Here is a 24,411-nt window from a genome sequence, read left to right as displayed (position 1 = left end):
AGCGAGTAAATTTTGCAACTCCTCTTGCGGCGAATGACAGCGCAAAACTCGCTAGCGACGGCACAGATTCGCCCGTATGCCCTGTAAAATTTAATAAAATTTTAGCTACAATCGCGCTTTTAAATTTAGGAAAAATATGAGTAAATTTGAAATTTTTAGATCCACCCTCGCCGTGATGATGGGCTACGTGCCGCTAGGGCTAGCGTTTGGTATCTACGGTATCAGCCAAGACCTGCCCGTATGGGCGCTGGCGCTAACCTCGCTGCTGATCTACGCAGGCAGCGTGGAGTTTGTGTTGATCGCCTTCATCGTAACCCACGCCTCGCTCGTAGATACCTTCGTCGTGGCGTTTTTGCTAAATTTCCGCCATTTTTTCTATACGATGTCGCTGTTGGACGAGCTGCGCTTCGTGCGCCATAAAATTTACGCCGTATATGCCCTTACGGATGAAACCTTTGCGCTGCTAAAAGCGCGTGCGTTTTTGCGCCCCGAGGAGCTTAGCGGCGAACAGCCCGTAACGCCGCAAAGGCTAAAAGAGCTTGATCTGCTTTATAATCTAACCGCGGTCTTAAATCATTCCTACTGGGTTGCGGGCGTCGTTGCGGGGGCTGTTTTGGGAGCAAGCTTAAAACTTGATTTTAGCGGGATCGAGTTTAGTCTGACGGCGCTTTTTGCGATGCTAACCTATAAGGTTTTTAAAGCAAACCCGCAATACAAAGTGCTATTGCTAGGATTTGCCTGCGCATTTGCGGGGCTTTTTATCTTTCCTACAAAATACTTTTTATTCGGCACTCTGATTTTCGGCACAGCGGTATTGCTGCTCTTTCGCAAATACTTCGAGCGACCTTCGCACGCGGGACGCAGGCTGCGAAAGTTCCTAAAAAGGAGCAGATAGTGGAAATTTTGCCCTATATCTTTCTAGCCTCGATCGCTACGATTTTGACGCGATTTTTGCCGCTGCTTCTTTTTAAGAAAAAGACTGCGAGTCCAAATCTGGCGTATCTGCAGAAAAACTCCGGACTTTTGATAATGGTCGTTTTGACGATCTATGCGCTTAAGACGATGCTGCCTAGCTTTTCGGGCGAGCGGACTTTTAGCGCGGACGTGCTGCAAACGGCGGCGCTGCTACTTTGCCTGATTATGGCGTTTGTCGTGCATGCTAAATTTCGCAATTCCCTCGTTACGATAGCGCTTCCTACGCTAAGTTATATGGCGGCGCTACGCTTTTTATTGAATTATTGATAAATTTATAAGTTAGTTTTCGATAAACTTTAAGAGTTAATTTTTAAGTTTAAAAAAGGTTAAAGTTTTATGAATTTTATAAGTCAAGTGGTGCATAATTTCGCTAAAAAATACGCCGCCGAAACTATGCAAAAATCCCTATACAACTCCCTTAGAATCGACATCACGCAGGAAAATATCGCTAAAATTCCAAACCCCGATAAAAAATATATGCTCTACATGCACGTGCCCTTTTGCCACACGTTTTGCCCGTACTGCTCCTTTCATAAATACGCCTACGAGCGCGGCGCGTGCAAGGCGTATTTCAGCGCGCTGCGCACCGAGATGCAGCGCACGAAGGACGCAGGCTACGACTTTGAGACGCTTTATGTAGGCGGCGGCACGACGCTCATCGACGAGGATGAGCTAGCACGCACGCTAGAGCTTGCCAAGTCGCTTTTTAGCATCAAAGAGGTCTCGTGCGAAAGCGATCCCAACCACATCGAGCCTGAGAGTTTGCTGCGATTTCGCGGGCTAATAGACCGCCTAAGCGTGGGGGTGCAGAGCTTTGATGATGATATTTTACGCAAAGCTTCACGCTATGACAAATTCGGCTCGGGCGAAATTTTGCAAGAAAAGCTATCCCGAGCGGTCGGAATTTTGCCGATTTTAAGCCTGGATCTGATCTTTAACTTTCCGTTTCAAACGCGCGAAATTTTACTTCGCGACATTGAAGCGGCAAAAGCGGTGAAGCCCGAACAGATCACGCTGTATCCGCTGATGAAATCGCCTTTGATGCGCGATCAAATAGCACGGAGCCTCGGCGTTAGCAATGTAGATCACGAGGAGGAGTTTTACTCCATCATCTGCAAGGAATTTGCAAGCTGGCACCGCAGCAACGCATGGGCCTTCGCTCGCGAAAAATCAAATATGAGCGACGAGTATGTAGGCACGAATCACGAATACGTAGGCATCGGAAGCGGCGCGTTTAGTTTCTTAGGCGGCAGACTGCTCGTAAATGCGTTTAATCTCGAAGACTACGCAAGCAGAGTGCGCAAAAACGAAAGTACCGTCATCGCCACTTGCGATTTTAGCAGATCCGAGCGCGCGAAATACCTCTTTTTGACCGAGCTTTTCAACGGCGAGATCGATATCGCTAAATTTAACTCCGCAAACGATCTAAACCTGCGCCGCGAACTGGGCAGAGAGCTTAGCCTGCTAAGGCTTGCAGGAGCCGTGCGGATCGAGGGCGAGATTATCCGCACGACGGAATTCGGCGCGTATTTGTGCCTTGTTTTGATGAAAGAATTTTACACCGGCATGGACAAGGTGCGCGCGGCGTTTCGCGACGATGCCAAGATTAAGCGCGCAAAACAGCTCATCATCATGGACGAAAGCGAATCCGCCGCAACCAGCGCGGCAAAAAGCGAGATAGCGTCGTAATTTTGCGCCCGACCGCTGCTACTAGCGCTTGGGTGCGCCCGTGACTTGAGCGCAAATACCGTTTATGTATTTAAAACACAAACGAATCTTTGATTTCAAAATTTAGGAAATGCCGCAATGAAACGCAGAATGATCAAGCTATTCATTTTATTTCTGTTTTTTGTCCTTGTATTTGAGCTCGTCGGCAATCTTTTTAACTTCGGTCGCTTTCCGTTTCATAAAAGCTGCGAGGCGTTTATGATGATAAACCGCCATATAACCGGTGATTCAAACGATAGGTGCATAATGCAACTTATGGAGCAGGGCAACAAAAGAGATCTTTCGCTATATTACTATAAAACTAAATTTAATCTTGAGGAGCCATTGTCAGAGCTGGACGAAAAAGCTATAAAATTTTTAAATATTCCGAACTCGAAGATAATCACCGTAAATAAAGATGGCTTGGAAAAGAAATTTTTAATAAGCGATTAAATTTAAATAGCAAAGAAGCCCTGCTTCAATTGCAATATCAAAGCCTAACAAATCGAGAATTTTAAAATTTATAAAATTAAAGGAGTAGCAATGAATAATCTAAAACTCATACAAAACTGGTATGCTTCCAAATGCGACGGAGAATGGGAGCATCAATACGGACTTACGCTGGAGACGGTCGATAATCCCGGCTGGTTGATTAAAATCGATGGCGAGAGCGGGAAAAAGCCGATCAAAATAAATATCGATAGAGATGACGAGGATTGGTTTTTCATCAATGCCACGGAAAACGAACTCAAAGGAAGTTGCGGAGCCGAAAATTTAGAGGAATTATTGGAGCATGTGGTAAAATGGCTAACGGATTAAAATTTAGCAAGACAAATAAAGGAGCTTAGATGATCGAAGTCGAGATAAAAAACGAATCTTGCAAAAAGACCGAAGTTACGCTTGCAAATATCGAAATTGTTAAGGATGCCGTAAAGGAATTCGCCTATAAAAGCTTTAAGGGCAGCTATCTGTTTTTTGATATTTACGGCGAGATAGATAGGGATTTCCGCGTGCTTGGAGCAATCGGCGAAGGAGATGAAAACAATATCCGAAAAATAGATCTTAAAAAATATGAAAAAAGCTCCTTAGGCGCCACCAACATATCGCAAGATATAGAGGGCGTGGAATTCTGCACCTATTTCAAGCTGGATCAAAGTGAAATTTTAAAGCAAATATTATATTGTATGTCCTATGAAAGATTCGAAGGCGGTTATTACGCAAAGGGTAAATTTATAGGCAAAAACAGAGGCGATCTTATTTTTATCGGTATCTGCGGCGATATAAAAAATTGCGCCGAAATAAAGAGCGTCGATTTAGATGAAATAATAAAAAGTATGCCCAAGCTCTCGGAATCAAATAATTTTTATATTAACGAGTTTATGAGATCAACCAAACGGATCGATGAGGTAAATTCTATCGGCAACCGATTAAATTTAAAAAGGAGATACTATGAAATTTAAAATTTTGAAACCGAATGAACTATACGGCTGGGTTTTTAACAAAGATGAAGAACTTTATAAGGCTTTAGGATTTGATTGCTGGATGGATTCGTTTATTCGCATATTAGCTCAAATTCCCGGTACCAGAAAAAAAGATATTTTGGATTACCTTGAATATGAAATCTTTGATTGGTACGAATGGTTTGAACTATATGGGATTATCCGAAGCGACTATATGCTAGCGGACGAAGATAACCCTGAAATTTCAGCCTATCCGACATATGCGGGAGAGTATTTCGGAGTAATGGGTCAGCTGTTTTTAGGGGGTATGATAGACTTCGGCGTAGAGGGCGAAAATTTAAGACAGGAATGGGCTGACTTTGATACGAATTTATCCAAGATCGATCTAGGTATGTCGCTTTATGAGAAGTGGATCTATTTTAGAGATAACTTCTTTTTTGGATATAAATTTTTAGAGGAGGAGAACATAACTCCCAAATCAGAGATAACTTGGAAAAATCCTGATACCTGGAGTAGATTTAGCCACTGGATGTGTATGACTAAGGCGGGCAAAGAGTATCGTGATAAAATTTTAAAGCCGAGGCTTTATGAAAAGTATAAAGATGTGGTTATAGAGGCATAATTTAGCGATTACAAATAACGAAAATTTATTATGAACATGTTTAATCTAGCAAGCAAAAAAGGACTTTGAATGACTATCTTACCAATATCAACCTTCGACAATGATTTACAAAGAGGCGATATTATAAAATTTAACGACGATGAGCTTATGGTCTGCGATGAGCGCTGTTTCTGGACAGAAAATCCTTGCCTTTTAAATTTAAAAGATACCAGATATTTTGAGCTTTCGGATGAGATGCTATCAAGCAAAGCGGGGTTTGTCGTGGACAAGGAGCAATTGATTCGTAATTTAGCAAATTTCGGTATCAATGCGAGCCCCCAGGAGGTATTTATATGCTCCGATAATTACCTTAGTAGCGATGAACTCAAAGATTACAAAGAAGATTGCGACGAAACAATCCCTGGTTTCAGACTGATAAAACCTAGGGATAAATTCGGACGCAATAGACGCATAAAGACAAATTTGATAGAAAAGCTTAGTATTCCTCTCTTGAAATTTCGCGGAAAGATCGAGGTTGGAGATATTATCGAATGTGGAAAATCCTGCTATCCATACGAGAAAAATGTAAGCTTTATCGTAGTAAAAGCAAAAGACGATGATGGAGCAAATTTTATAAAATTGATCGTAATTAGCGGCTACAAGGCGGGTTTATGGGTTTTGCCGTTTTTATTTAAAACAGATAAAAGCGCCATTGATACGGACTGGCTAATTAAAAATTGGAAATATATTTTTTATAAGTGCTGCGATATAAGGCACACCTACGTAAATTTGCAAAATCGAAAAGAAATTTTAAATTTTACCGATAAGCAACTGGAAAATTTTATAAAAATTAAGCGAAAGAGATTAAAATTTAAAAATAAAAGGAAAGGCTTTTGAGCAAACTATTGATAGTAACAGATATGAAAGGTATAAATTTAGTAAGATATATTGCTGCTGAAGGTGAGCTTACAAGAAAGCTAATGTCCATAATAGAACGCTTAAGGAATTAAGAAAAATGGAATCGGAAAATAATAGGACTAATGAGTAAACCGGGTTTTGTGGAACATAAAGAGAGATATGAAAGAAGCGAAATTTACAAGACGGCTTTCTTTCTTTACCCTTGCTCTTTTATCGGCTACCGCCATACTTTCCGATACTCCGTCGCTTTGTAAAATTTCAGACGCTAGATATACGCGCATTCAATTGCCGCACGAATTTCTAAAACTCCGCGTGAAATTTTAAAATTTCAAATCCTTTGCGTCTTGCTAAATTTCTAAATTTTACAGTTTCAAATTTCGCGGATTAAACTCCGCGCTAAGATTATCGTCTAAAGCAAACCTACCGTAAGCGCGCGACAAACGAACTTCTAAATTTCGCCGCGCGCCCGATGATTTGCCGCAAGCAGCCGCTTCGCGCGAGCGGGCACTTTGCGCGCAGCTTTAGACTACGCGGGCGGCAGCGCGAAGCAACAGGAAGCAGCTAGCTATACGGCGAAATTTACGCCAAAGCCTCGCCGCGAGCTTTATTGAAGCACCTTGCCTAAAATCCCAGCACCTTTGCCGACGGCGCTACCGCGAAGCGCGCTTTCTTTTTCCCTCATCACCGCAAATAGCCCATCCAGCGTCTTTTTCGTGATGTAATCGTTCAAATCCTCGCCCTGCTTAGGCAGATACTCGCTCGCACCCAGCCCGCGCGCGATGTTTTGCACCGCTTCATTGCCCGCAATCTTGCTTTGCGCGAAGGAATTTAGCCCGTTATACGCCGTTGCGAAGCTGTTTTTGCTCATCATATCGCTTACGATCGGCCTAAAAACCGCCCGCAGCTTCGCGCCCGATTTGCTCTGCAGATACTCGCTAAGCGCCGTGTCGCCGCCGCCGATGAGCTTTTTAACGTCGGCATCGCTCATCGATTTCATATCTTGCAAAAATATCTTGCTCGCACCGCTAACCGCCTTGGTAGCGGCATCGTTCATACTCACGACGAGCTCACGTTCCCATTTATCGCCGCCCACCTTTCTCGCAAGCTTCGCAGCCGCCTTAAGCGAAGGAGGAAGCTCGATTTTAGCGGTCTTGCTGTGGATGTAGCCCTTGGCGAGCTCGGCTACGGCGCGGTTCGTAGCGGAAGCGAGCAGCTCTTTGTAGTTTCCGCTCCGAGTCGCACCGAGCACGTCCGCGCCCTGCTTTAGAATATCCGTCACGTCCGCATGCGCAAGCGACAGCGACGCAGCGGCGAGTAAAACCATAAATTTTTTCATATTGCAACCTTTGGATAAAATTTGCGCCATTATGCCAAACTGCGGTAAACGCTCAGCCCGTGCTCGGCTTAAATTTACGCACTGCGTGGACGATTTAAAATAAAATTTTAGGTTAAATTTTAAACACAAAATTTCAAAGCTAAATTTAACGGGCGGAATTTACCTGCCAATTTAAAGATGAAATTAGGATGCGTCGGTCTTTGTCGTGCTTGCGACTAAAATTTAAAAGCATCGCTACGACGAGCTAAAATTTTAAAACCGCACTGCTTGGCGCTATTTAAATTTACGCAGCGAACGATGCCAGCGCAAGCCGCGCAGAGCGAATTATGTCGAGAAGCTCGCATATCCTATCCTCCGCGCAAACGATTGGAATTTTATCAAAGCAGCCAAAAAGCTCGCCGCAAATTTAAAGAGCTAAATTTAAAAGCGAGCTACCGCTTTTTACAAAATAAAGCGAGTTGAGCTTAAACCAGACCTTGATCCAGCATCGCATCGGCTACGCGGCGAAAGCCCGCGATATTCGAGCCTAGCACGAGATTGCCCTCCGCGCCGAATTCCTTCGAGGTCTCGTAGCTGGTGCGAAATATGTGACACATGATCTCGCGCAGCTTGCCGTCGACCTCCTCGAAGCTCCACGACGCCATCTGCGCGTTTTGCGCCATCTCAAGCCCGCTTGTAGCCACGCCGCCAGCATTCGCCGCTTTCGCAGGGCCGAAAAGAAAGTCTTTTTGCGCGAGCATAAAATCTATCGCTTCAAGCGTACTTGGCATATTCGCGCCCTCGCAAACCATGCGACATCCGTTGGCATAGAGAGTCTTTACGTCTTGCAGATTAAGCTCGTTTTGCGTAGCGCTCGGAAACGCGGCGTCGCACGGCACGCTCCACACGCCGTTGCGACCCGCGGGATAGGCGCTTACGGGGATAAATTTTGCGTTAGGACGCTCTTTAATATATTCGCAAAGCCCTACGCGCAGCTGCTCTTTTAGCTTTTTAAGAAGCGCCACGTCAATTCCCTCGGCATCATAGATAAAGCCCGTAGAATCACTTACGGTGACGGGCTTAGCCTGCATTTGATAGAGCTTTTCGGCTGTGTAGATCGCGACATTGCCGGCGCCCGAGATCGTGCAAATTTTGCCGTGCAGCGAATCGCCTCTGGTAGCGAGCATCTCGTTTGCAAAATAGACCGAGCCGTAGCCTGTAGCCTCAGTGCGCGCGAGGCTGCCGCCCCAGCTTAGCCCCTTGCCCGTAAGCGCGCCGTCGAATCTGCGGGTGAGCTTTTTATATGCGCCGTACATATAACCGATCTCGCGACCGCCCACACCGATGTCGCCTGCGGGCACGTCGGTATTGGAGCTGATTAGGCGGTGAAGTTCTAACATAAAAGCTTGGCAAAATCTCATAATCTCGCCGTCGCTCTTGCCCTTGGGATCGAAATTTGCGCCGCCTTTTGCGCCGCCGATATTAAGACCTGTGAGGGAATTTTTAAAAATTTGCTCAAACCCTAAAAATTTTAAAACGCCCAAATTTACGCTCGGATGAAAGCGCAGGCCGCCTTTGTAAGGGCCCAGAGCGGAGTTGAACTCTATGCGATATCCCGTATGCACGCAAGGCTCGCCGCCGTCGCTCATATAGACGACGCGAAACATCATCGTGCGCTCGGGCGCCAAAATGCGCTCTAAAATTTTATTTTTCACATACCTCTCATCGCGCTTTAGAAGCGGTATGAGCGAGTATAAAATTTCGGTCGATGCCTGGATAAAGACCTCCTGACCGGGATTGGCACGCTTTAAATTTAGCAGCAAGCCGTCGATGTAAGATTTCATAGTTCCTCCTTTTGAACCGGATTAAATTTTAATTTTTTGGCTTTGGCGATAAATTTTTTCAGCGCCAGCTCCTCGCGGACGCCGATCTTATAACCAATAAATTTCAGATAATTTAAAATTTCGCGCTCTTTTATGCCGCGCGAAAGGGCGTAGCTTTGCAGGATATATCTTGGAATTTTAATACGCGAACGTAAAAATTTCGTCGCTAGGCGCGCGTAAGCCTTATCGTTTTTCACGCAGCACAGCCGCCCAAAAACAAAGGGCAAGCCCGTGCGCTGCTGCCAAATTTCGCCCAGATCGTAAAATTTATTCTTGCCCTGCGAAAGCAGTGCCTTTAGAGCATTATCGCCGATTAGCACTTCGCCGCTAAGATCCAGCACGCGAGCTAGCATATTTGAGCTCATCGACGCGGGATCAAGCCTAGGCGACGAGTTTTTGCGCACGAGTACGCTTAGTACTTCGCGCTTTGCGACGATTCCCAAAGGCAGTTTGCGATATTTTGCGCGGCGGCTTTCGATGCTGGAGATTACCGCGGCGTCTATCCTGCAATTATAAAGATCGGCGCAGAGTTTGCTCGGCACCCCTTTTTTAAATTCTATCGATTTTTTAACATAAGACGGTAGCGGAAGTGATTTTAAAAATACGTGAAATGGGAGCAAATTTAGATAATCGATTTTGCCTAATAACATAACTTTCTCCGAATTTAGCGCAGGAAAAGAGGTTAAATTCCGGCGCTAAATCGGAATTTAACCAAAAATTTCAGGATTTATTTGACCTCGGTGATCGGGATGGATTTGTATTTGCTAAACTCCACTATACCCTCACCTTTTTTGAAGTGAATGCTCACTCCGTCTTTGTTATCCATATAAATGCCGTCGGCGGCGCGGTCGCGCTTAAGATCGTAGCTCTTGCCGCTATCGTCCTTTAACACGGCGGTATTGAAATCGTCGTTTGAGCTAAGCGAAAGCTTTTTACCCTTGTCATCGACGAAATAGAAGGTCTTTGCGTTCTCTTGAGTTATTGTTTTTTCGCTCTGTGCTTGCTTATTCATAGCGCTATCCGGGGATTGGCGGAGCTGGTTTGAGCCGCATCCTAGCAAAACTAACGCCAAAGCGGCGCACGATAGAACTTTAAACATATTTCTCCTTTAAATTTAGGTTACACTCGTTGATGAGTGATTTTCGGATATCCCAAAGCTTTTGAGAGAGATCCACTTTGTAGCTTTGCGGATGGACGTTGCGAAGGTGCTCGAGCCAAAATTTGCTCTTTTGCTCCTTGCTAAAACGCGCGATCTCGCTTACCGTGCGGCGCACGCCTACGAATTTGCCCTCCTTGAAAACGGGACGTAAGAGCTTATGCGCGCTGAAATTCGTTAAAATTTTACGCTTGTAGGTGTAAAGCGGATGGAAAATTTCAAGCGGCGCGCTCTCGTCTATGCTCTCTTCATCAAGCGCGATCAGATCGGCAAGCGCCATGCCGTTATCTTTGTCGTAGAGTCTAAAGACCTGCTTGTAGCCGGGATTATTGATTTTGCGCGGATCGTTTGAAATTTTGATCTTAGCTATGATCTCGCCATCTTTTTCGATACCGCTTAGCTTATACACACCGCCGAGACTCGAACTATCTCCGCCGGTGATGAGCCTCGTGCCGATCCCCCAGTTGTCGATTTTGGCGTCGAAGAGCTTAAGCTGATCGATCGCGTATTCGTCCAGATCGTTAGATGCGGTGATCTTTGCGTTCTCAAAGCCCGCCGCATCGAGCATCTTACGCGCCTGCTTGGTCAAATACTCCAGATCGCCCGAATCTATGCGGATTCCAAGCGGCTCATGACCGCTGGCGCGAAGCTCTTTAAAAACCTTGATCGCATTCGGCACGCCGCTTGCGAGAGTATCGTAGGTATCGACGAGCAAAAGCGTGCTGTTTGGATAAATTTTAGCGTAGGCACGAAATGCCTCCAGCTCGCTATCAAAGCTCTGAATCCACGAGTGCGAGTGGGTGCCGATCGCAGGGACGTCAAATTTCTTTGCGGCGAGTACGTTTGACGTGGCGCTGCAGCCGCCTATAATCGCAGCCTTTGCACCGTAGATGCCGGCACTTTGCCCCTGCGCGCGGCGCAAGCCAAATTCCATCACCGAATCACCCTTAGCGCTAAAATTGATGCGCGAGCTTTTTGTAGCGATTAGAGTTTGAAAATTTATAGTATTTAGGATCGCGGTCTCGATGAGCTGCGCTTCCATGATATTTGCCTTGACGCGAATTAGCGGCTCGTGCGGAAATACGATCTGCCCCTCGTCCATGGCGTAAATTTCGCCACTAAATTTAAAGCCTCTTAGAAATTCCAAGAATTCCGGCTTAAAGAAATTTAAACTTTTTAGATACGCGATGTCGTCCTCGCTAAATTTTAAGTTTTCGATATAATCCACGACCTCGCTTAGGCCACAAAATATCGCATAACCGCCGCCGCTTGGGTTTTTGCGATAAAAAACGTCAAAAACCGCCGTCTGATCGGACTTCGTAAAAAAATAGCCCTGCATCATGCTAAGCTGATAAAAATCGGTAAGTAAAGCCAAATCTTTCATTTATGCCTCTTAAAATTTAATCTCGCCTCGTGCGGGAGCAAAAAATCATAGCTTTTTGGCTTCCAGGCTCTTTTTATAATCCGCAGCGTCGAACTCTTTGACGCGAGCGACGCCGTCATCTACCGCAGCTTTTGCGACCGCCGTCGAGATCACGGCAAATACGCGCGGATCGAAAGGATTTGGGATCACGTAGTCTTTACCGAATTTTAAGTTATCCTTGCCCAACATCTTGCGGATTTCCGCAGGAACCTCTTCGCGAGCAAGATCCGCCATCGCGCGCGCCGCCGCAATCTTCATATTTTCGGTGATCTTTTTGGCTCTTACGTCAAGCGCGCCGCGGAAGATATACGGAAAGCCCAAAACGTTATTGATCTGATTTGCAAAATCGCTTCTGCCCGTGCCTACGATCGCGTCGTTTCTTACTTCCTCGACCTCGCTTGGATAAATTTCGGGTACCGGATTTGCAAGCGCGAAAATGATTGGATGCGGCGCCATAGTCTTTACCATCTCTTTGGTTAAAATTCCTGGCTTACTAAGTCCTAAAAACATATCCGCACCCTTCATCGCGTCCTCTAGCGTGCGATCTGCGGTATCTAGGGCAAATTCTTTCTTTTGCTCGGTAAGATCGGTGCGGCCCTTATGGATCACTCCTTTGGAATCGAGCATTATGATATGTTTAGCGCCTAAATTACGATACATCTTTGCACACGCTATGCCAGCAGCGCCCGAGCCGCTGACTACGATCTTCATATCCTCGATCTTTTTGCCGCTGATGAGGGCTGCATTGATTAGCCCTGCGCCCGTAATCATCGCGGTGCCGTGCTGATCGTCGTGCATGACGGGGATATCGACGGCTTTTTGCAGCTCGCGCTCGATCTCGAAGCACTCGGGAGCTTTGATATCCTCTAAATTTATACCGCCGAACGTAGGCGCAAGCGCTTTGCAAATTTCAATTATCTTTTTAGGATCTTTTTCATCGATTTCGATATCGAAGGCATCTACGCCGCCAAATTTTTTAAACAAAACCGCCTTGCCCTCCATTACGGGCTTTCCGGCGATCGCGCCGATATCTCCGAGGCCCAAAACCGCCGTGCCGTTAGTGATAACGGCTACGAGATTGGCTTTATTCGTGTATTTAAACGCAGCCTCGTGATCACCTTCGATCACCTTGCAAGGCTCCGCGACGCCCGGCGTGTATGCAAGCGCCAAATCCTCCGCCGTAGCGCAGGGTGTTTTTACATTCGTTCCGATTTTACCGCCTATGTGGTACTTCAAAGCCGCTTCAACGTTTACTTTAGCCATTTTATAATCCTTTTTTGATTAAATTTGAAATTCTCGTTTTAACTTCGTCGCTTCCTAAAATTTCGCAAATTTCAAAAATCGACGGACTTACGCTTCCTCCCGTGATCGCAACGCGCAGCGGCTGGGCAAGATCCTTTAGCTTGGCGCCATTTGCGTCCAAAAACTCCATCGTCTCCTCCTCGCACTCCTTTGCATTTAAATTTGCGCTTAGGGTATCCGAAAATTTTGCGAGTAAGCTTAGCGAACTTTCGGTTACAAATTTCTTATACGCCTTCTCGTCGTAGCAGCTCGGGCGGTTTAGAAGAGCCTTGATGCCCTCAGCCATCTCCACTAGCGTCTTTGCGCGCTGTTTGTACTGCTGCGCGATGAGATGTTTTTTCGCGTGCGAACGGATATCGACGCCGAATTCCACAAGCTGCAAGACAAGCTCGTCGTCGTCAGAGTTTTTAATATAATGCGCGTTTAGCCACTCAAGCTTGGTTTGATTGAAGGTGCTGGAGCTCTTGCTGATATGGTTAGGATCGAAATATCGCTTCATCTCCTCCATGCTAAAAATTTCATCATCCCCGTGGCTCCAGCCCAGGCGCACTAAGAAATTTAGCAGAGCTTGCGGTAGATAGCCCATACGTTTGTACTCCATCACGTCGGTAGCACCGTGGCGCTTGCTTAGCTTGCTGCCGTCTGTGCCGTTGATCATCGCGACGTGGTAAAATTTCGGGATTTTAAAGCCTAGCGCGTTATACAGCACGATCTGCTTCGGGGTGTTGCTTAGATGATCGTCGCCGCGGATCACGTCCGTGACACCCATCAGCGCGTCGTCGATCACGACCGTGAAGTTGTACGTAGGCGTGCCGTCGCTTCTGGCGATGATGAAATCGTCCAAAATATCGACGGCATTAAATTTTATCTCACCCTTGATGCCGTCGTTAAATTCTATCGTTCCGCTAAGCGGGGCTTTTATACGCACTACAGGCTCGATCCCAGCAGGCGGCGTGCCTGTAAAGTCGCGATAGCGGTTATCGTAGCGCGGGCGCTCTTTGCGAGCTTCCTGCTGCGCGCGCAGCTCGTCTAGCTCATCCTTGCTCATATAGCATCTATACGCTTTGCCCTCATCTAGCAGCTTTTGGACGTATTGTTTGTAAAGATCGAAGCGTGAGCTTTGATACACGATCTGCCCATCATAGTCCAGATTGCACCACTTAAAAGCTTCCTCGATCGCCTTAGCAGCCTCCTGCGAATTGCGCTTCAGATCGGTATCCTCGATACGCAGCAGGAATTTGCCGCCGTTTGCTCTAGCGTAGAGGTAGCTAAAAAGCGCCGTTCTAAGTCCGCCGATATGTAAATATCCCGTAGGACTCGGCGCAAAACGAGTTACTATCATAAAATTCCTTTGCAAAAATTACCATTTAATGTTATAATCGCGATCTTGTAATTATAAAGCAAAAAGACTAAATAAAGGTTAAAAATGATAAAGAAACTGCTTTTTTCCGCAATGATATGTGCCGTTTGTGCAAATGCCGAAGTAGTAAACGGCGTCATCGCCGTGGTAGATAATGAGCCCATCACCGGCTACGAACTAGCCAAAGTTCAAAAACTAACGGGCGCTTCGCCGCAAGCTGCGATGGAAATTTTAATCGGGCAAAAGCTGCAACAATCCGAGATTAAACGCCGCGGCATCGCGGTAAATGACGCGGAGATCGACGCGAGACTCAAAGCGATCGCCGATCAAAATAAGCTTAGCTTAGACCAGCTCAAAACCGCCGTGCAAAAGCAAGGTATAAACTACGATGACTTTAAAGCAAATATCCGCCGTACACTGCTTGAAGAAAAGCTCTATGGCTCAATATTCGCAGACGTACAGCACCGCACGACCCCCGAAAATGTCAAAAAATTCTACACGCAAAATAGCTCTTTGTTTACAACCTTCGATAGCATCACGCTCACCCGCTATATCGCAAAATCTCAGGCTCCGCTCGATAAGATCCGCGCAAATCCGAAGCTCCACCCAAGCGACGTGTATGTGATGAAGGGCACCCTCAAGGCCAATCAAATGGATGAGGGGCTAAAATACATCGTCACAAACGTCGAGCAGGGTAAATTTTCGCCGATCATTCCTACGCGCAACGGATATGAGATGTTTTATGTAAATGACAAAAAAGGGCTTCGTACACTTGATTTTGATAGCGTGCAAGACAAGGCGATCGAAGGCTACGTAACCTCTGAGCGCAAAAAGGCGATCACCGAGTTCAACGACAGACTTCGCTCAAACGCTAATATCCGCATTATCGAGCGTCCACAGGCAAAAGCGCAAGGCGCAAAAACCGCTCCAAAAGTCAAAGTGCAAAAAAGGCAGTAAATTTTAAAATCCGCCGCCGCGTTAAATTTAATCGGAATTTTAAGATATGCTATCGCGAGAAAATATAAATTAGCAGCCTTAATGGCATTCAGTTTTAATAAGAATTCTAAAAACGTGAAATTTAAGTTCAAATTTTAAAGGTGCCTAGCGATAATAATCAGTGATTTTACCGAGTTTGTAAGTAAATAACGGTATAATTTGTTGAGGTTTTAAAACTTTTAGAAAAATCTTTAATTACCAAGATTTATATAAATTTCTATATCCGATATCTACTTCAATACCGGCTTACGAATTAACTACCAATCTAAGCGTTAAAACTCTCATTTACTCTATGCTTTGATATAAAAATTATTGGCAAACGCAATAAAAATTTAAAATTAATATTTCTAAATTTAAGCATTTTGTAGGGGGGGGGGGTATCATAATTTAAATTTTAAATAAGGAGATCACTTTGAAACTAATCATCAAAGAAAGAGCGGATAAATCTGAAGTTATGAACATCGTCACCCAATATTCTGAGGGAATAAAACTAAGAATTACGAAGATGGAGAATTCACAATATCCGCAAAATTCAGTAGATATCTATATGGGAGATAAGCAATTGACGTCGTTTTTTTGTAACAATGAAGATACAAATAAACTAAAAACCGCATTTGAAAAATTCTCCAATGTTTTAGAAATATGCGTTGAGCTTAACGAGCAAAGAGGTAAAACTTTAGCGAGCTTGCGCGAATTTTCTGCTGATAAATAATTTTAAGGTTTTACGCTATGCGCAAAATAATATTTTCTCTTATATTGACGATCGGCGCTTCGTTCGCTTATGATGCATGCGATAATAAAGAGGTACAAAAACTTCTAGTAGATAATAACTCGTTCTTACAAGAACGAAAAGCATATACTGCTTTTTTCTGCGAAAATAGTACAATGATGACCGGTACCGATTTGAAAAGATCTAAAAAAATATCTAAAAAAGAAGCTGCGTATTTAAAAGTAGAAGGAAAACTTGATAAAATCGCAGCTGATTCAATCTGTCCTGGTTTGGACGCTTTTCAGGATTTAGGTTTAAACCGAAAAGCAAATTTTATATACTTTTTTGGCAACAACGAGCCTTTTTATATAGTTACGGTAGATGACAATTTTTGCAAAAAATATGATTATTGAATTATCTAAAAATTTATTTAGTAACCATAGCGTGGAAAATATATGCAAATAACAGAAGGGTCAAAAAATGCGTAAAACAATATTTTTTCTTCTATTGGGGATCAGCATTTCATTTGCTAATGACGGATGCAATCAAAATATTGCAGTTCAGATCATGAGTGATTATGATTTAAAACAAGAGGTTGGTGAAATTGCTACTATGTTCCCTATTTTAGTCTGTAAAAGTGATACTATAACGATCAAATACACATTTCATATTACTGCACCAAATATAGATAGAGAAAAATATAAGCAAAGGCTATATAGTATATTTCTTCATAACAACAAAAATAAATACGATATAGTAGATAGGAGCTGTAGAATTCTTAATATGAGCTTGAGTGATGGCTCGAAAGCAAAAGATGCTGGCATTAAATATATTTATCAGACATATTATCTCGATAACGAGATGCTTTTCTCAATAGTAATGAACGATGAGCTGTGTCGACGACGAGGATTTTAATATCTGATATATATGCGCTGATTTCTAATATGCACTACAAAAACTTATTTTGACTTATATATTCATATCCCTAGAATTTTAAATCGTAAAATTTAACCACTAAGCCAAAATACTCAATGATTAAATTTATGATTCTTGTAAGATGCTATCTGCCGCTTAGATACTCCTGCAGCGTTTTAACTTCGAGCGCGGATTCGTCCTTTATCGAGCAGATCGAGCGCGTAGCCGCGATCGCCGCCTTCATCGTCGTAAAATACGGCAGTCTAAAGCGCAGCACGCTCTGGCGGATCTTCGCAGCATCGGTAGAGTTTGATTTGCTATCGCTGGTGTTGATGACGAGCGAAATTTCGCCGTTTTTGAGCTTGTCCTCGATATTTGGGCGACCCTCGCTGATTTTATAGACAAACTCGCACTCCACGCCGTTTTCGCCCAGCAGCTTGTGAGTGCCGCTAGTAGCGGCGATACTAAAGCCTGCACTCGTAAGAGCGCGCGCAAGCTCCACAGCCCGCAGCTTGTCATGATCGGCTAGCGACAAAAATACCTTGCCGCCGCTTGGAAGCGCGTTGCTCGCGCCAATTTGAGATTTAGCGAAACTTTTGGCGAAATTTTCGCCGATGCCCATCACCTCGCCGGTGCTTTTCATCTCAGGCCCCAGGATCAGATCCGCGCCCGCAAGCTTGTTGAAAGGAAAGACGCTTTCTTTGACGCAGATATAATTTTTAATACGCGGCTTTAAAATTCCCTTCTCTTCAACCAGCACGCCGAACTCATCGTAAAATTTCAAAGCCTCGCGTAAGCCTCCTTGCCACATCACGCGAGTAGCGACCTTAGCCATCGGAATTCCGCTCGCCTTGCTTACAAACGGCACGGTGCGGCTCGCGCGCGGATTTACCTCGATGATGTAAAGCTCATTTCCAAAAATCGCGAATTGAATATTCATAAGCCCTACGACGCCGAGATTTAGCGCGATCTCTTTAGTTTGGCGGCTTACCAGATCGATCATTTCCGCACTTAGGCTAAGCGGCGGCAGGATGCTCGCGCTATCGCCGCTGTGAACGCCCGCCTCCTCGATATGCTCCATTATCGCGCCGATATATACGTCGCGCCCGTCGCAGATCGCATCGACGTCAAGCTCGGTCGCGTCAAGTAAAAATTTATCTATAAGCACCGGCGAGTGATCGCTCACGCGCACCGCCTCGCTCATATACTGCCTAAGCTCGGCTTCGCTGTGCACGCGCCGCATCGCGCGACCGCCTAGCACGTAGCTAGGGCGCACGAGTACGGGATAGCCGATCGCAGCAGCCTTTTCGATCGCTTCAGCTTCACTTATAGCGGTATCGTTTTTGGGCTGCTTAACGCCGATACTTGCTATAAACTCGCTAAATTTCTTGCGATCCTCCGCTACGTCTATCGTGCGCGCGCTCGTGCCGATGATCTTGGCTCCCACGGTGCTTAGGCGCTTGGCGAGCTTTAGCGGCGTTTGGCCTCCGAAATGCACGATCACGCCGTCGGGGTTCTCGGCCTCGATGACCGCTCTAACGTGCTCGAAATCGATCGGCTCGAAGTATAAAATATCGCTCGTGTCGTAGTCGGTGCTGACGGTTTCGGGGTTGCAGTTATACATTATTGTAGTGATCCCCATATCGCGCAGAGCGTAGCTGGCGTGCACGCAGCAGTAGTCAAACTCTATGCCCTGCCCGATGCGGTTCGGACCGCCGCCGATGATGAGGACCTTTTTATTATCTTTTGAAATTTTACGGCTTGCGATGGCGGGCGTTATGTTGGTACTGGAGTACAGATACGGAGTAAGCGCCGCAAACTCGCCCGCACAGGTATCTACTTCGTTGTATTCAAGGCCGATGCCTTGTCTGGCGCAGGCAAAATGGATGTCGTTTTGCGTAAGGCCCAGATTGTCCTTTTTATTGATCAAATTTGCGATCATCTTATCGCTAAAGCCCCAGCTCTTGGCCTGCCTTAAAAGCGCTGCATCATTGATGATCTCCATATCGATGCGCTCTTCAAATTTTACGATCTGCTCGATCTGGCTCAAAAACCAGCGATCGATCTTGCTAAGCTCGTAAATTTGATCTACGCTCATGCCCGCTCTAAAGCCCTGAGCGATGTATAAAGCTCTATCTTGCTGCGCGTTGCGAAGCCCGAAGATGAGATCTTTTTCGCTCAAATTTAATTCCACGAAGCCGAAGTAGCCCTTCTCCAGCGAGCACAGCGCCTTTTGAATGCTCTCTTTAAAGCTGCGCCCGATCGCCATTACCTCGCCGATACTTTTCATCGCAGTGCCGAGATAGGGGTTTGCGCCGGGGAATTTTTCAAACGCAAAGCGCGGAATTTTAGTCACGATATAATCGATCACCGGCTCAAAGCTCGCAGGCGTACCGGTGATGTCGTTTTTAATCTCGTCCAGGCTAAAGCCCACCGCTAGCATCGTAGCGACCTTAGCGATCGGATAGCCCGTAGCTTTGGACGCGAGAGCCGAGCTACGGCTTACGCGCGGGTTCATCTCGATGACGATCATCCGCCCCGTTTGCGGATTTACCGCAAACTGCACGTTTGAGCCGCCCGTATCCACGCCGATCTCGCGTAAAATTTTAAAGCTCGCGTCGCGCATCCTTTGATATTCTTTGTCGGTAAGCGTAAGAGCGGGCGCAACCGTGATGCTATCGCCCGTATGCACCCCCATCGGGTCGAAATTTTCGATCGAGCAGACGATGATACAGTTGTCCTTATGATCGCGGATCACCTCCATTTCGAACTCTTTCCATCCAAGCAGGCTCTCTTCGATCAAAATTTCATTTATCGGGCTCACGTCTAGCCCATTTTGCGCGACCTCTTTAAACTCGTCGATATTGTACGCTACGCCGCTACCTGCGCCGCCTAGAGTATAGCTGGCGCGGATAATGAGCGGAAAGCCGATCTCATTCGCCGCAGCCATCGCCTCTTCGATATTGTAGGCGTATTTGGATTTAGGCAGATCCATTCCGATCTTAATCATCGCCTCTTTAAATTTTACCCTATCCTCGCCCTTTTTGATCGCTTCAGGCTTGGCGCCTAGAAATTTCACCCCCGCTAGCTCGCCGCTTTCGTAAGCCTCCATCGCGACGTTTAGCGCGACCTGTCCGCCCATCGTAGGCAGGATCGCATCGACGCTCTCACGCTTTATGATACGCAAAATGCTCTCTTTGGTGATCGGCTCGATATAGGTAGCGTCGGCAAAATCGGGATCGGTCATAATGGTGGCGGGATTAGAGTTTATTAGCACTACGCGATATCCGAGGCTCTTTAGCGTCTTGGCAGCCTGCGTGCCGCTGTAATCGAACTCGCACGCCTGACCGATTACGATCGGACCGCTACCGATCAGTAAAATCGTCTTAATATCATCTCTTTTGGGCATCAATTTTCCTTTGTAACGACATACAAAAACGCCGGCATCTCGGAGCTCACGTAGGGCTCTACGACGGCGCTTTTGTATAACTTTCCGTTTTGAATCTCTTTAACCTTCCCTACCGGCACGCCGGCAAAGAAAATTTCATCTTTCCCGCTCGTAAATACCTCATCGCCTACCTTGGGATCGAGCCATTGTGGGATGTATCTAACTACGAGCTCGTTATTCTCGCCGCCTGCGACGCCAGGAATTTGAGCATCTCCTATGAAAACAGAGAAATTACTCTTCTCGTCGCGCTGTAAGATCGCAAGCGGGCGCCCGTCTTTATTTACTAAAATTCCTGCGGTCTTGCCCTCGCTGATGAGGCCGTAAATTTTGTTTGGGTTAAAATTTTCAAAATTTACGAAGAATTTGTTGTAGTCGTTTAGATTCGCGTAGCTTAGCGCCTTTACGAGCTGGACTTTGGGCTCGTAAACGGAGCTGTTTTTGTCGATCAAAATTTTATTCAGCTCGCCTGCGAACGTACTAAGCAGCATCGCCGATTTTTTTAGCTCGGCATTTTCTTCTCGTAGAGCTTTGATCGTCTCTGCCTGGTTAAAATGCTCGTTCACGGCGCTTTTTACCCGATCGCTCACGCCGTAATAAACCTCTAAAATTCCTCCCGCAAAGCCTACGAACTTGCCGTGGATATACGAGCCGAACGTTAACGAAACGGCTACCAGCAAAACCGCGACGAGGAGGAGTTTGAGATTAGTCATTTGCCGCTTGTTTTAGCGATTTGATCTCTTCTAGGGCTTTTCCCGTGCCGTTTGCGACGCAAAGCAGCGGCTCGTCCGCGACGAAAACCGGAAGCTTTACGGTGTCGCTTAGATATTTATCTAATCCGCGAATGAGCGCGCCGCCGCCCGTTAGCACGACGCCGTTTTCAACGATGTCGGCGGCGACTTCCGGCTGAATGCTTTCAAGGACAAATTTTAACGCGTCTGCAATCTCTCTGATCGAGTCTTTGATCGCCTCTCTAACGTCCTCGCTCGTAAGATCGACCGAGCTTAAAAGCCCGCTGATCTGGTCTTTTCCTTTGACCGTGTAGGTAAGATCTTTTTGCTGTTGCACCGCCGTACCGATCTTGATCTTAATCTCCTCGGCCGCACGCTCCGAAATAAGCAGGCTATATTTTTCCTTGACGTAGTTAACGATGCTAGCGTCGATCTTATCGCCCGCGACGCGAACGGATTTGGCGCTGATGATACCGCCTAAAGAGATAACGCCGATCTCAGTGGTACCGCCGCCGATATCCACGACCAGCGAGCCGCGCGCTTCATTGACCGGCAAACCCGCACCGATCGCCGCAGCCATCGGCTCTTCGATTAGATAAACCTCGCGTGCGCCCGCTATCATCGCGCTTTCTCGCACGGCTTTGCGCTCGACCTGAGTTAGCCCGTAAGGTACCGAGATGATGATACGCGGGCTTACGAAAAAGCGGCGCTTGTGGGTCTTTTCGATAAAATATCTAATCATCTTCTCCGTCATATCAAAATCCGCAATAACGCCGTCCTTCATCGGGCGCACCGCTTCGATATCGCCCGGAGTGCGCCCGAGCATCTCTTTAGCCTCAGCACCCACGGCGATGATCCTTTGCTTGCCGTAGCGTTCGTTTTGTACCGCGACGACGCTCGGTTCGTTGATGATGATGCCTTTATCTTTTAGCAGCACGAGCGTGTTTGCCGTGCCTAGATCAATACCCATATCTCTGGAAAATAATCCTAGAATCGAATCAAGTAACATTTATCCCCTTTATGCAGTTAAATTTTGTTTTACAAGTATCGGCTTGGAGACGCCGTCTACGACCTCTTTCGAGATGATGACGTCATAGCCTTTAAGCTCAGGCAGATCAAACATAATATCGATCATGATCTCCTCGATTATGCTGCGAAGCCCGCGCGCGCCGGTTTTGCGCTTAATCGCAAGGCTCGCGACCTCCCTTAGCGCGTCGTCGTCAAATTTTAAATTTGCGCCGTCTATCGCAAAGAGCTTTTGATATTGCTTTAAGATCGCGTTTTTCGGCTCCGTTAAAATTCTGACCATCGCCTTTTCGTCGATCTCATTTAGCGTAGCTACTACGTGCAAACGCCCGATGAGCTCTGGAATTATGCCGTAATGCACGAGATCGTCAGCCTCAACCATATTTAGTAAATTTAAACTCTCTTTCTTGCTGCGCTTTGTTTGGTTAAACCCTAGCACGTTCTGCCCGATGCGGCGGTTGATGATCTCGTTTAGCCCGTCGAACGCGCCGCCGCAGACGAATAGGATATTAGTAGTATCGATCTGGATGAAGTCCTGATTTGGGTGCTTGCGGCCGCCCTTTGGAGGGATATTTACGACGCTTCCTTCGATGATCTTAAGCAGCGCTTGCTGCACACCTTCGCCGCTTACGTCGCGCGTGATGCTGCGGTTTTCGCTCATTCGCGCGATCTTATCGATCTCATCTACGAATACGATACCGCGCTGCGCCTTCTCTACGTCGCCGTCCGCGGCCTGCAAAAGGCGGGTGAGGATATTTTCTACGTCCTCGCCGACGTAGCCCGCTTCCGTTAGGCTCGTAGCGTCGCTAATGGCAATCGGCACGTCCAAAAATCGCGCCAAGGTCTGCGCCATAAGCGTCTTACCGCTGCCGGTAGGTCCGATAAGTAAGATATTTGATTTTGAAATTTCGGTATCGTCTCCCTTTGCGTCGGTCTGTCTGAAAATTCTTTTATAGTGGTTGTAAACGCCGACGCTAAAAATTTTCTTAGCGCGCTCCTGACCGATGACGTAGCGATTTAGCACTTCCATCAGCGCCTTTGGCTTGATAGCCTCGAAATCGATCTCTTTATTTTGATTTTGTATCGCCTCATTTTGGCCCTCGCTGCCGTGGATGGCGGCGTATGCCATATCGATACAATAGCTGCAGATAGCCGCCGTACCGTCGTCGTTAGGATAGATACGACGCCCGTCCGCGTCCGTCTCACCGCAAAAACTGCACTTATTTGCCATTAAATTTTACCCTTATCTAGCGGAATTCCGCGTTTTGTGTTGATTATAAACTCGCACATCTTGCGCACGTTTTGATCGCTCGTTTCGTTTAATAAAATTTGCGCCTGCTCCTTTAAGCCCCCACCCTGGTTGAATAAAAATTTATACGCCCGATTTATCGTCTCGACCGTCTCTTTATCGAAGCGGCGGCGGATGCCCGTTAAATTTAGCCCGCGGATATAGGCGCGATTCCCCTCGGCTAGGCAAAACGGCACCACGTCCTGACTAAGCGCGCTAGCCCCTGCGATCATGCAGCTCTCGCCTATTTGGACGAACTGATGCACCGGGGTAAGCCCGCCGATAACGGCATAATCGCCCATTACGACGTGACCTGCGAGCGTGGCGTTGTTGGCTAAGATTATGTTGCTTCCCAGCACGCAATCGTGCGCGATATGGCAATACGCCATCATAAATAGATTATCGCCGATGCGCGTAAATCCGTCGCCCTTATGCGAGCCCGAGCTGATCGTGCAAAACTCGTGAATCGTAGCGTTTTTGCCGATGATTAGCCCCGTGCGCTCGCCATCTTCAAAGCTCATATCCTGCGGAATTTCACCCACGATAGCGTATGAAAAAATTTTAGAGCCCTTGCCGATTTGCGTATCTCCGATGATGCGCGCGCCCTGCTTGATCGTGCAGCCGTCGCCAATTTTGGCCTGCGCGCTTACGAAAGCATACGGCTCGATCACAACCTCGGCTCCGATCTGGGCGCCGTCCTCGATGATCGCCGTGTGGTGAACTTTAGCCATCATTTATCCATTATCATCGCTTGAAGTTCAGCCTGCGCAGCCAATGTGGCGCCGTTGTTGATGTAGGCTTCGCCCTTTAGCACCCAGATGCGTCCGCGGTGTTTGATTACGCTGATACGATACTCAAGCTTGTCGCCGGGGCGGACCGGGTTTCTAAATTTAGCGTTGTCGATACTCATAAAATACACGACCTTATCGCTTAAATTGGCGCCGTCTTTCTCCATGCTCTTAAACGCCAGCACGCCGCCTGCCTGCGCTAAGCCCTCGATTATCATTACGCCCGGATAGATCGGATGGCCTGGGAAGTGACCCTGAAAGATCTGCTCGTTGTAGGTTACGTTTTTATAGGCCTTGATGCTTTCGCCTATGCTGAGCTCTTCGACGCGATCTATCAGCAAAAACGGAAAACGATGAGGTAGGATGGAGAGAATTTCGTTTATATCTATCATTGATCTGCCTTTTTTAGAAAT

25 protein-coding genes are annotated in these 24,411 nt (G+C 46.5%); 12 read left to right on the top strand and 13 right to left on the bottom strand.

All coding sequences use genetic code 11. The annotated features are described in order from the left end of the window. Positions 1 to 136 precede the first annotated feature (136 nt). The 8 genes from Q0460_RS02550 to imm45 all read left to right on the top strand — a co-directional run bounded on the left by Q0460_RS02550 (position 137) and on the right by imm45 (position 5,640). Entirely contained in the window at positions 137 to 895 is a 759-nt protein-coding gene (locus Q0460_RS02550) for an AzlC family ABC transporter permease (protein ID WP_299084483.1), read from the top strand. Beyond that, positions 895 to 1,242, top strand: coding sequence for an AzlD domain-containing protein (locus Q0460_RS02545; RefSeq protein WP_299084480.1), 348 nt, complete (start codon positions 895 to 897; stop codon positions 1,240 to 1,242). The genes Q0460_RS02550 and Q0460_RS02545 overlap by 1 nt, the downstream gene beginning before the upstream one ends. A gap of 69 nt (positions 1,243 to 1,311) precedes the next feature. Then, positions 1,312 to 2,664 carry a coproporphyrinogen III oxidase family protein gene (locus Q0460_RS02540; protein WP_299084477.1) on the top strand — a complete coding sequence of 451 codons (1,353 nt, stop codon included), beginning with the start codon at positions 1,312 to 1,314 and terminating at the stop codon, positions 2,662 to 2,664. A gap of 117 nt (positions 2,665 to 2,781) precedes the next feature. Beyond that, positions 2,782 to 3,135 (top strand): hypothetical protein, encoded by a 354-nt coding sequence (locus Q0460_RS02535; protein ID WP_298956988.1) that lies wholly within the window; start codon positions 2,782 to 2,784, stop codon positions 3,133 to 3,135. A gap of 90 nt (positions 3,136 to 3,225) precedes the next feature. After that, a complete protein-coding gene (locus Q0460_RS02530) occupies positions 3,226 to 3,501 on the top strand; it encodes an Imm53 family immunity protein (protein WP_299084474.1) in 276 nt (91 codons plus the stop codon). Positions 3,502 to 3,530: 29 nt separating this feature from the next. After that, positions 3,531 to 4,142: a hypothetical protein gene (locus tag Q0460_RS02525; protein ID WP_299084468.1), complete on the top strand. Its 612-nt coding sequence runs from the start codon at positions 3,531 to 3,533 to the stop codon at positions 4,140 to 4,142. Beyond that, entirely contained in the window at positions 4,132 to 4,764 is a 633-nt protein-coding gene (locus Q0460_RS02520) for a hypothetical protein (protein ID WP_299084465.1), read from the top strand. The genes Q0460_RS02525 and Q0460_RS02520 overlap by 11 nt, the downstream gene beginning before the upstream one ends. Positions 4,765 to 4,833: 69 nt before the next feature. After that, positions 4,834 to 5,640 carry an Imm45 family immunity protein gene (gene imm45 / locus Q0460_RS02515; RefSeq protein ID WP_299084462.1) on the top strand — a complete coding sequence of 269 codons (807 nt, stop codon included), beginning with the start codon at positions 4,834 to 4,836 and terminating at the stop codon, positions 5,638 to 5,640. 625 nt (positions 5,641 to 6,265) lie between these two features. Here imm45 and Q0460_RS02510 read toward each other — a convergent pair. The 7 genes from Q0460_RS02510 to gltX form a co-directional block, all read right to left on the bottom strand. Then, entirely contained in the window at positions 6,266 to 6,997 is a 732-nt protein-coding gene (locus tag Q0460_RS02510) for a DUF4197 domain-containing protein (protein ID WP_299084457.1), read from the bottom strand. A gap of 464 nt (positions 6,998 to 7,461) precedes the next feature. Next, positions 7,462 to 8,820, bottom strand: a complete 1,359-nt coding sequence (gdhA, locus tag Q0460_RS02505) for an NADP-specific glutamate dehydrogenase (protein ID WP_299084416.1) — start codon at positions 8,818 to 8,820, stop codon at positions 7,462 to 7,464. Continuing rightward, positions 8,817 to 9,509, bottom strand: coding sequence for an MqnA/MqnD/SBP family protein (locus tag Q0460_RS02500; RefSeq protein WP_299084412.1), 693 nt, complete (start codon positions 9,507 to 9,509; stop codon positions 8,817 to 8,819). Before Q0460_RS02500 ends, gdhA begins: the two co-directional genes overlap by 4 nt. 77 nt (positions 9,510 to 9,586) lie before the next feature. Beyond that, complete coding sequence (locus Q0460_RS02495; protein ID WP_299084410.1) at positions 9,587 to 9,958, bottom strand: hypothetical protein; 372 nt, start codon at positions 9,956 to 9,958, stop codon at positions 9,587 to 9,589. Then, the gene (locus Q0460_RS02490) at positions 9,951 to 11,399 is read right to left on the bottom strand and encodes a nicotinate phosphoribosyltransferase (protein WP_299084407.1); all 1,449 of its coding nucleotides are present in this window, start codon (positions 11,397 to 11,399) and stop codon (positions 9,951 to 9,953) included. The genes Q0460_RS02495 and Q0460_RS02490 overlap by 8 nt, the downstream gene beginning before the upstream one ends. 45 nt (positions 11,400 to 11,444) lie before the next feature. Next, positions 11,445 to 12,701, bottom strand: coding sequence for a malic enzyme-like NAD(P)-binding protein (locus Q0460_RS02485; RefSeq protein WP_299084403.1), 1,257 nt, complete (start codon positions 12,699 to 12,701; stop codon positions 11,445 to 11,447). A 1-nt stretch (position 12,702) separates the two neighbouring features. Beyond that, on the bottom strand, positions 12,703 to 14,082 hold the full coding sequence (gene gltX / locus Q0460_RS02480; RefSeq protein ID WP_299084402.1) for a glutamate--tRNA ligase: 1,380 nt from the start codon (positions 14,080 to 14,082) through the stop codon (positions 12,703 to 12,705). Positions 14,083 to 14,166: 84 nt separating this feature from the next. Between gltX and Q0460_RS02475 the strand changes: the two genes are divergently transcribed. From Q0460_RS02475 to Q0460_RS02460, 4 genes are all read left to right on the top strand, one after another. Then, positions 14,167 to 15,057: a peptidylprolyl isomerase gene (locus tag Q0460_RS02475; RefSeq protein ID WP_299084400.1), complete on the top strand. Its 891-nt coding sequence runs from the start codon at positions 14,167 to 14,169 to the stop codon at positions 15,055 to 15,057. 451 nt (positions 15,058 to 15,508) lie between these two features. Next, a complete protein-coding gene (locus Q0460_RS02470; RefSeq protein WP_299084398.1) occupies positions 15,509 to 15,808 on the top strand; it encodes a hypothetical protein in 300 nt (99 codons plus the stop codon). Between the two features lie 17 nt (positions 15,809 to 15,825). Next, positions 15,826 to 16,218, top strand: a complete 393-nt coding sequence (locus Q0460_RS02465; protein WP_299084395.1) for a hypothetical protein — start codon at positions 15,826 to 15,828, stop codon at positions 16,216 to 16,218. Between the two features lie 67 nt (positions 16,219 to 16,285). Continuing rightward, on the top strand, positions 16,286 to 16,720 hold the full coding sequence (locus Q0460_RS02460; protein WP_299084392.1) for a hypothetical protein: 435 nt from the start codon (positions 16,286 to 16,288) through the stop codon (positions 16,718 to 16,720). Positions 16,721 to 16,865: 145 nt separating this feature from the next. Here Q0460_RS02460 and carB read toward each other — a convergent pair whose 3' ends face one another. Genes carB through fabZ form a run of 6 tightly spaced genes read right to left on the bottom strand, consistent with a single transcriptional unit; the run spans position 16,866 to position 24,390 of the window. After that, entirely contained in the window at positions 16,866 to 20,129 is a 3,264-nt protein-coding gene (carB, locus tag Q0460_RS02455; RefSeq protein ID WP_299084389.1) for a carbamoyl-phosphate synthase large subunit, read from the bottom strand. Then, positions 20,129 to 20,878 (bottom strand): rod shape-determining protein MreC, encoded by a 750-nt coding sequence (gene mreC, locus Q0460_RS02450; protein WP_298956648.1) that lies wholly within the window; start codon positions 20,876 to 20,878, stop codon positions 20,129 to 20,131. Before mreC ends, carB begins: the two co-directional genes overlap by 1 nt. Next, positions 20,871 to 21,905 carry a rod shape-determining protein gene (locus tag Q0460_RS02445; RefSeq protein WP_005869818.1) on the bottom strand — a complete coding sequence of 345 codons (1,035 nt, stop codon included), beginning with the start codon at positions 21,903 to 21,905 and terminating at the stop codon, positions 20,871 to 20,873. The genes mreC and Q0460_RS02445 overlap by 8 nt, the downstream gene beginning before the upstream one ends. A gap of 9 nt (positions 21,906 to 21,914) precedes the next feature. Next, entirely contained in the window at positions 21,915 to 23,153 is a 1,239-nt protein-coding gene (clpX, locus tag Q0460_RS02440; RefSeq protein WP_299084386.1) for an ATP-dependent protease ATP-binding subunit ClpX, read from the bottom strand. Further along, positions 23,153 to 23,941 carry an acyl-ACP--UDP-N-acetylglucosamine O-acyltransferase gene (gene lpxA, locus Q0460_RS02435; RefSeq protein WP_299084384.1) on the bottom strand — a complete coding sequence of 263 codons (789 nt, stop codon included), beginning with the start codon at positions 23,939 to 23,941 and terminating at the stop codon, positions 23,153 to 23,155. Before lpxA ends, clpX begins: the two co-directional genes overlap by 1 nt. Further along, complete coding sequence (gene fabZ, locus Q0460_RS02430; protein ID WP_299084382.1) at positions 23,941 to 24,390, bottom strand: 3-hydroxyacyl-ACP dehydratase FabZ; 450 nt, start codon at positions 24,388 to 24,390, stop codon at positions 23,941 to 23,943. Before fabZ ends, lpxA begins: the two co-directional genes overlap by 1 nt. Positions 24,391 to 24,411 lie beyond the last annotated feature (21 nt).

Source organism: uncultured Campylobacter sp. (assembly GCF_937980635.1).
Lineage (GTDB): Bacteria > Campylobacterota > Campylobacteria > Campylobacterales > Campylobacteraceae > Campylobacter_B.
Note: the sequence above shows the minus strand (reverse complement) of the source record. Positions and strands in the feature narration are given on the sequence as shown.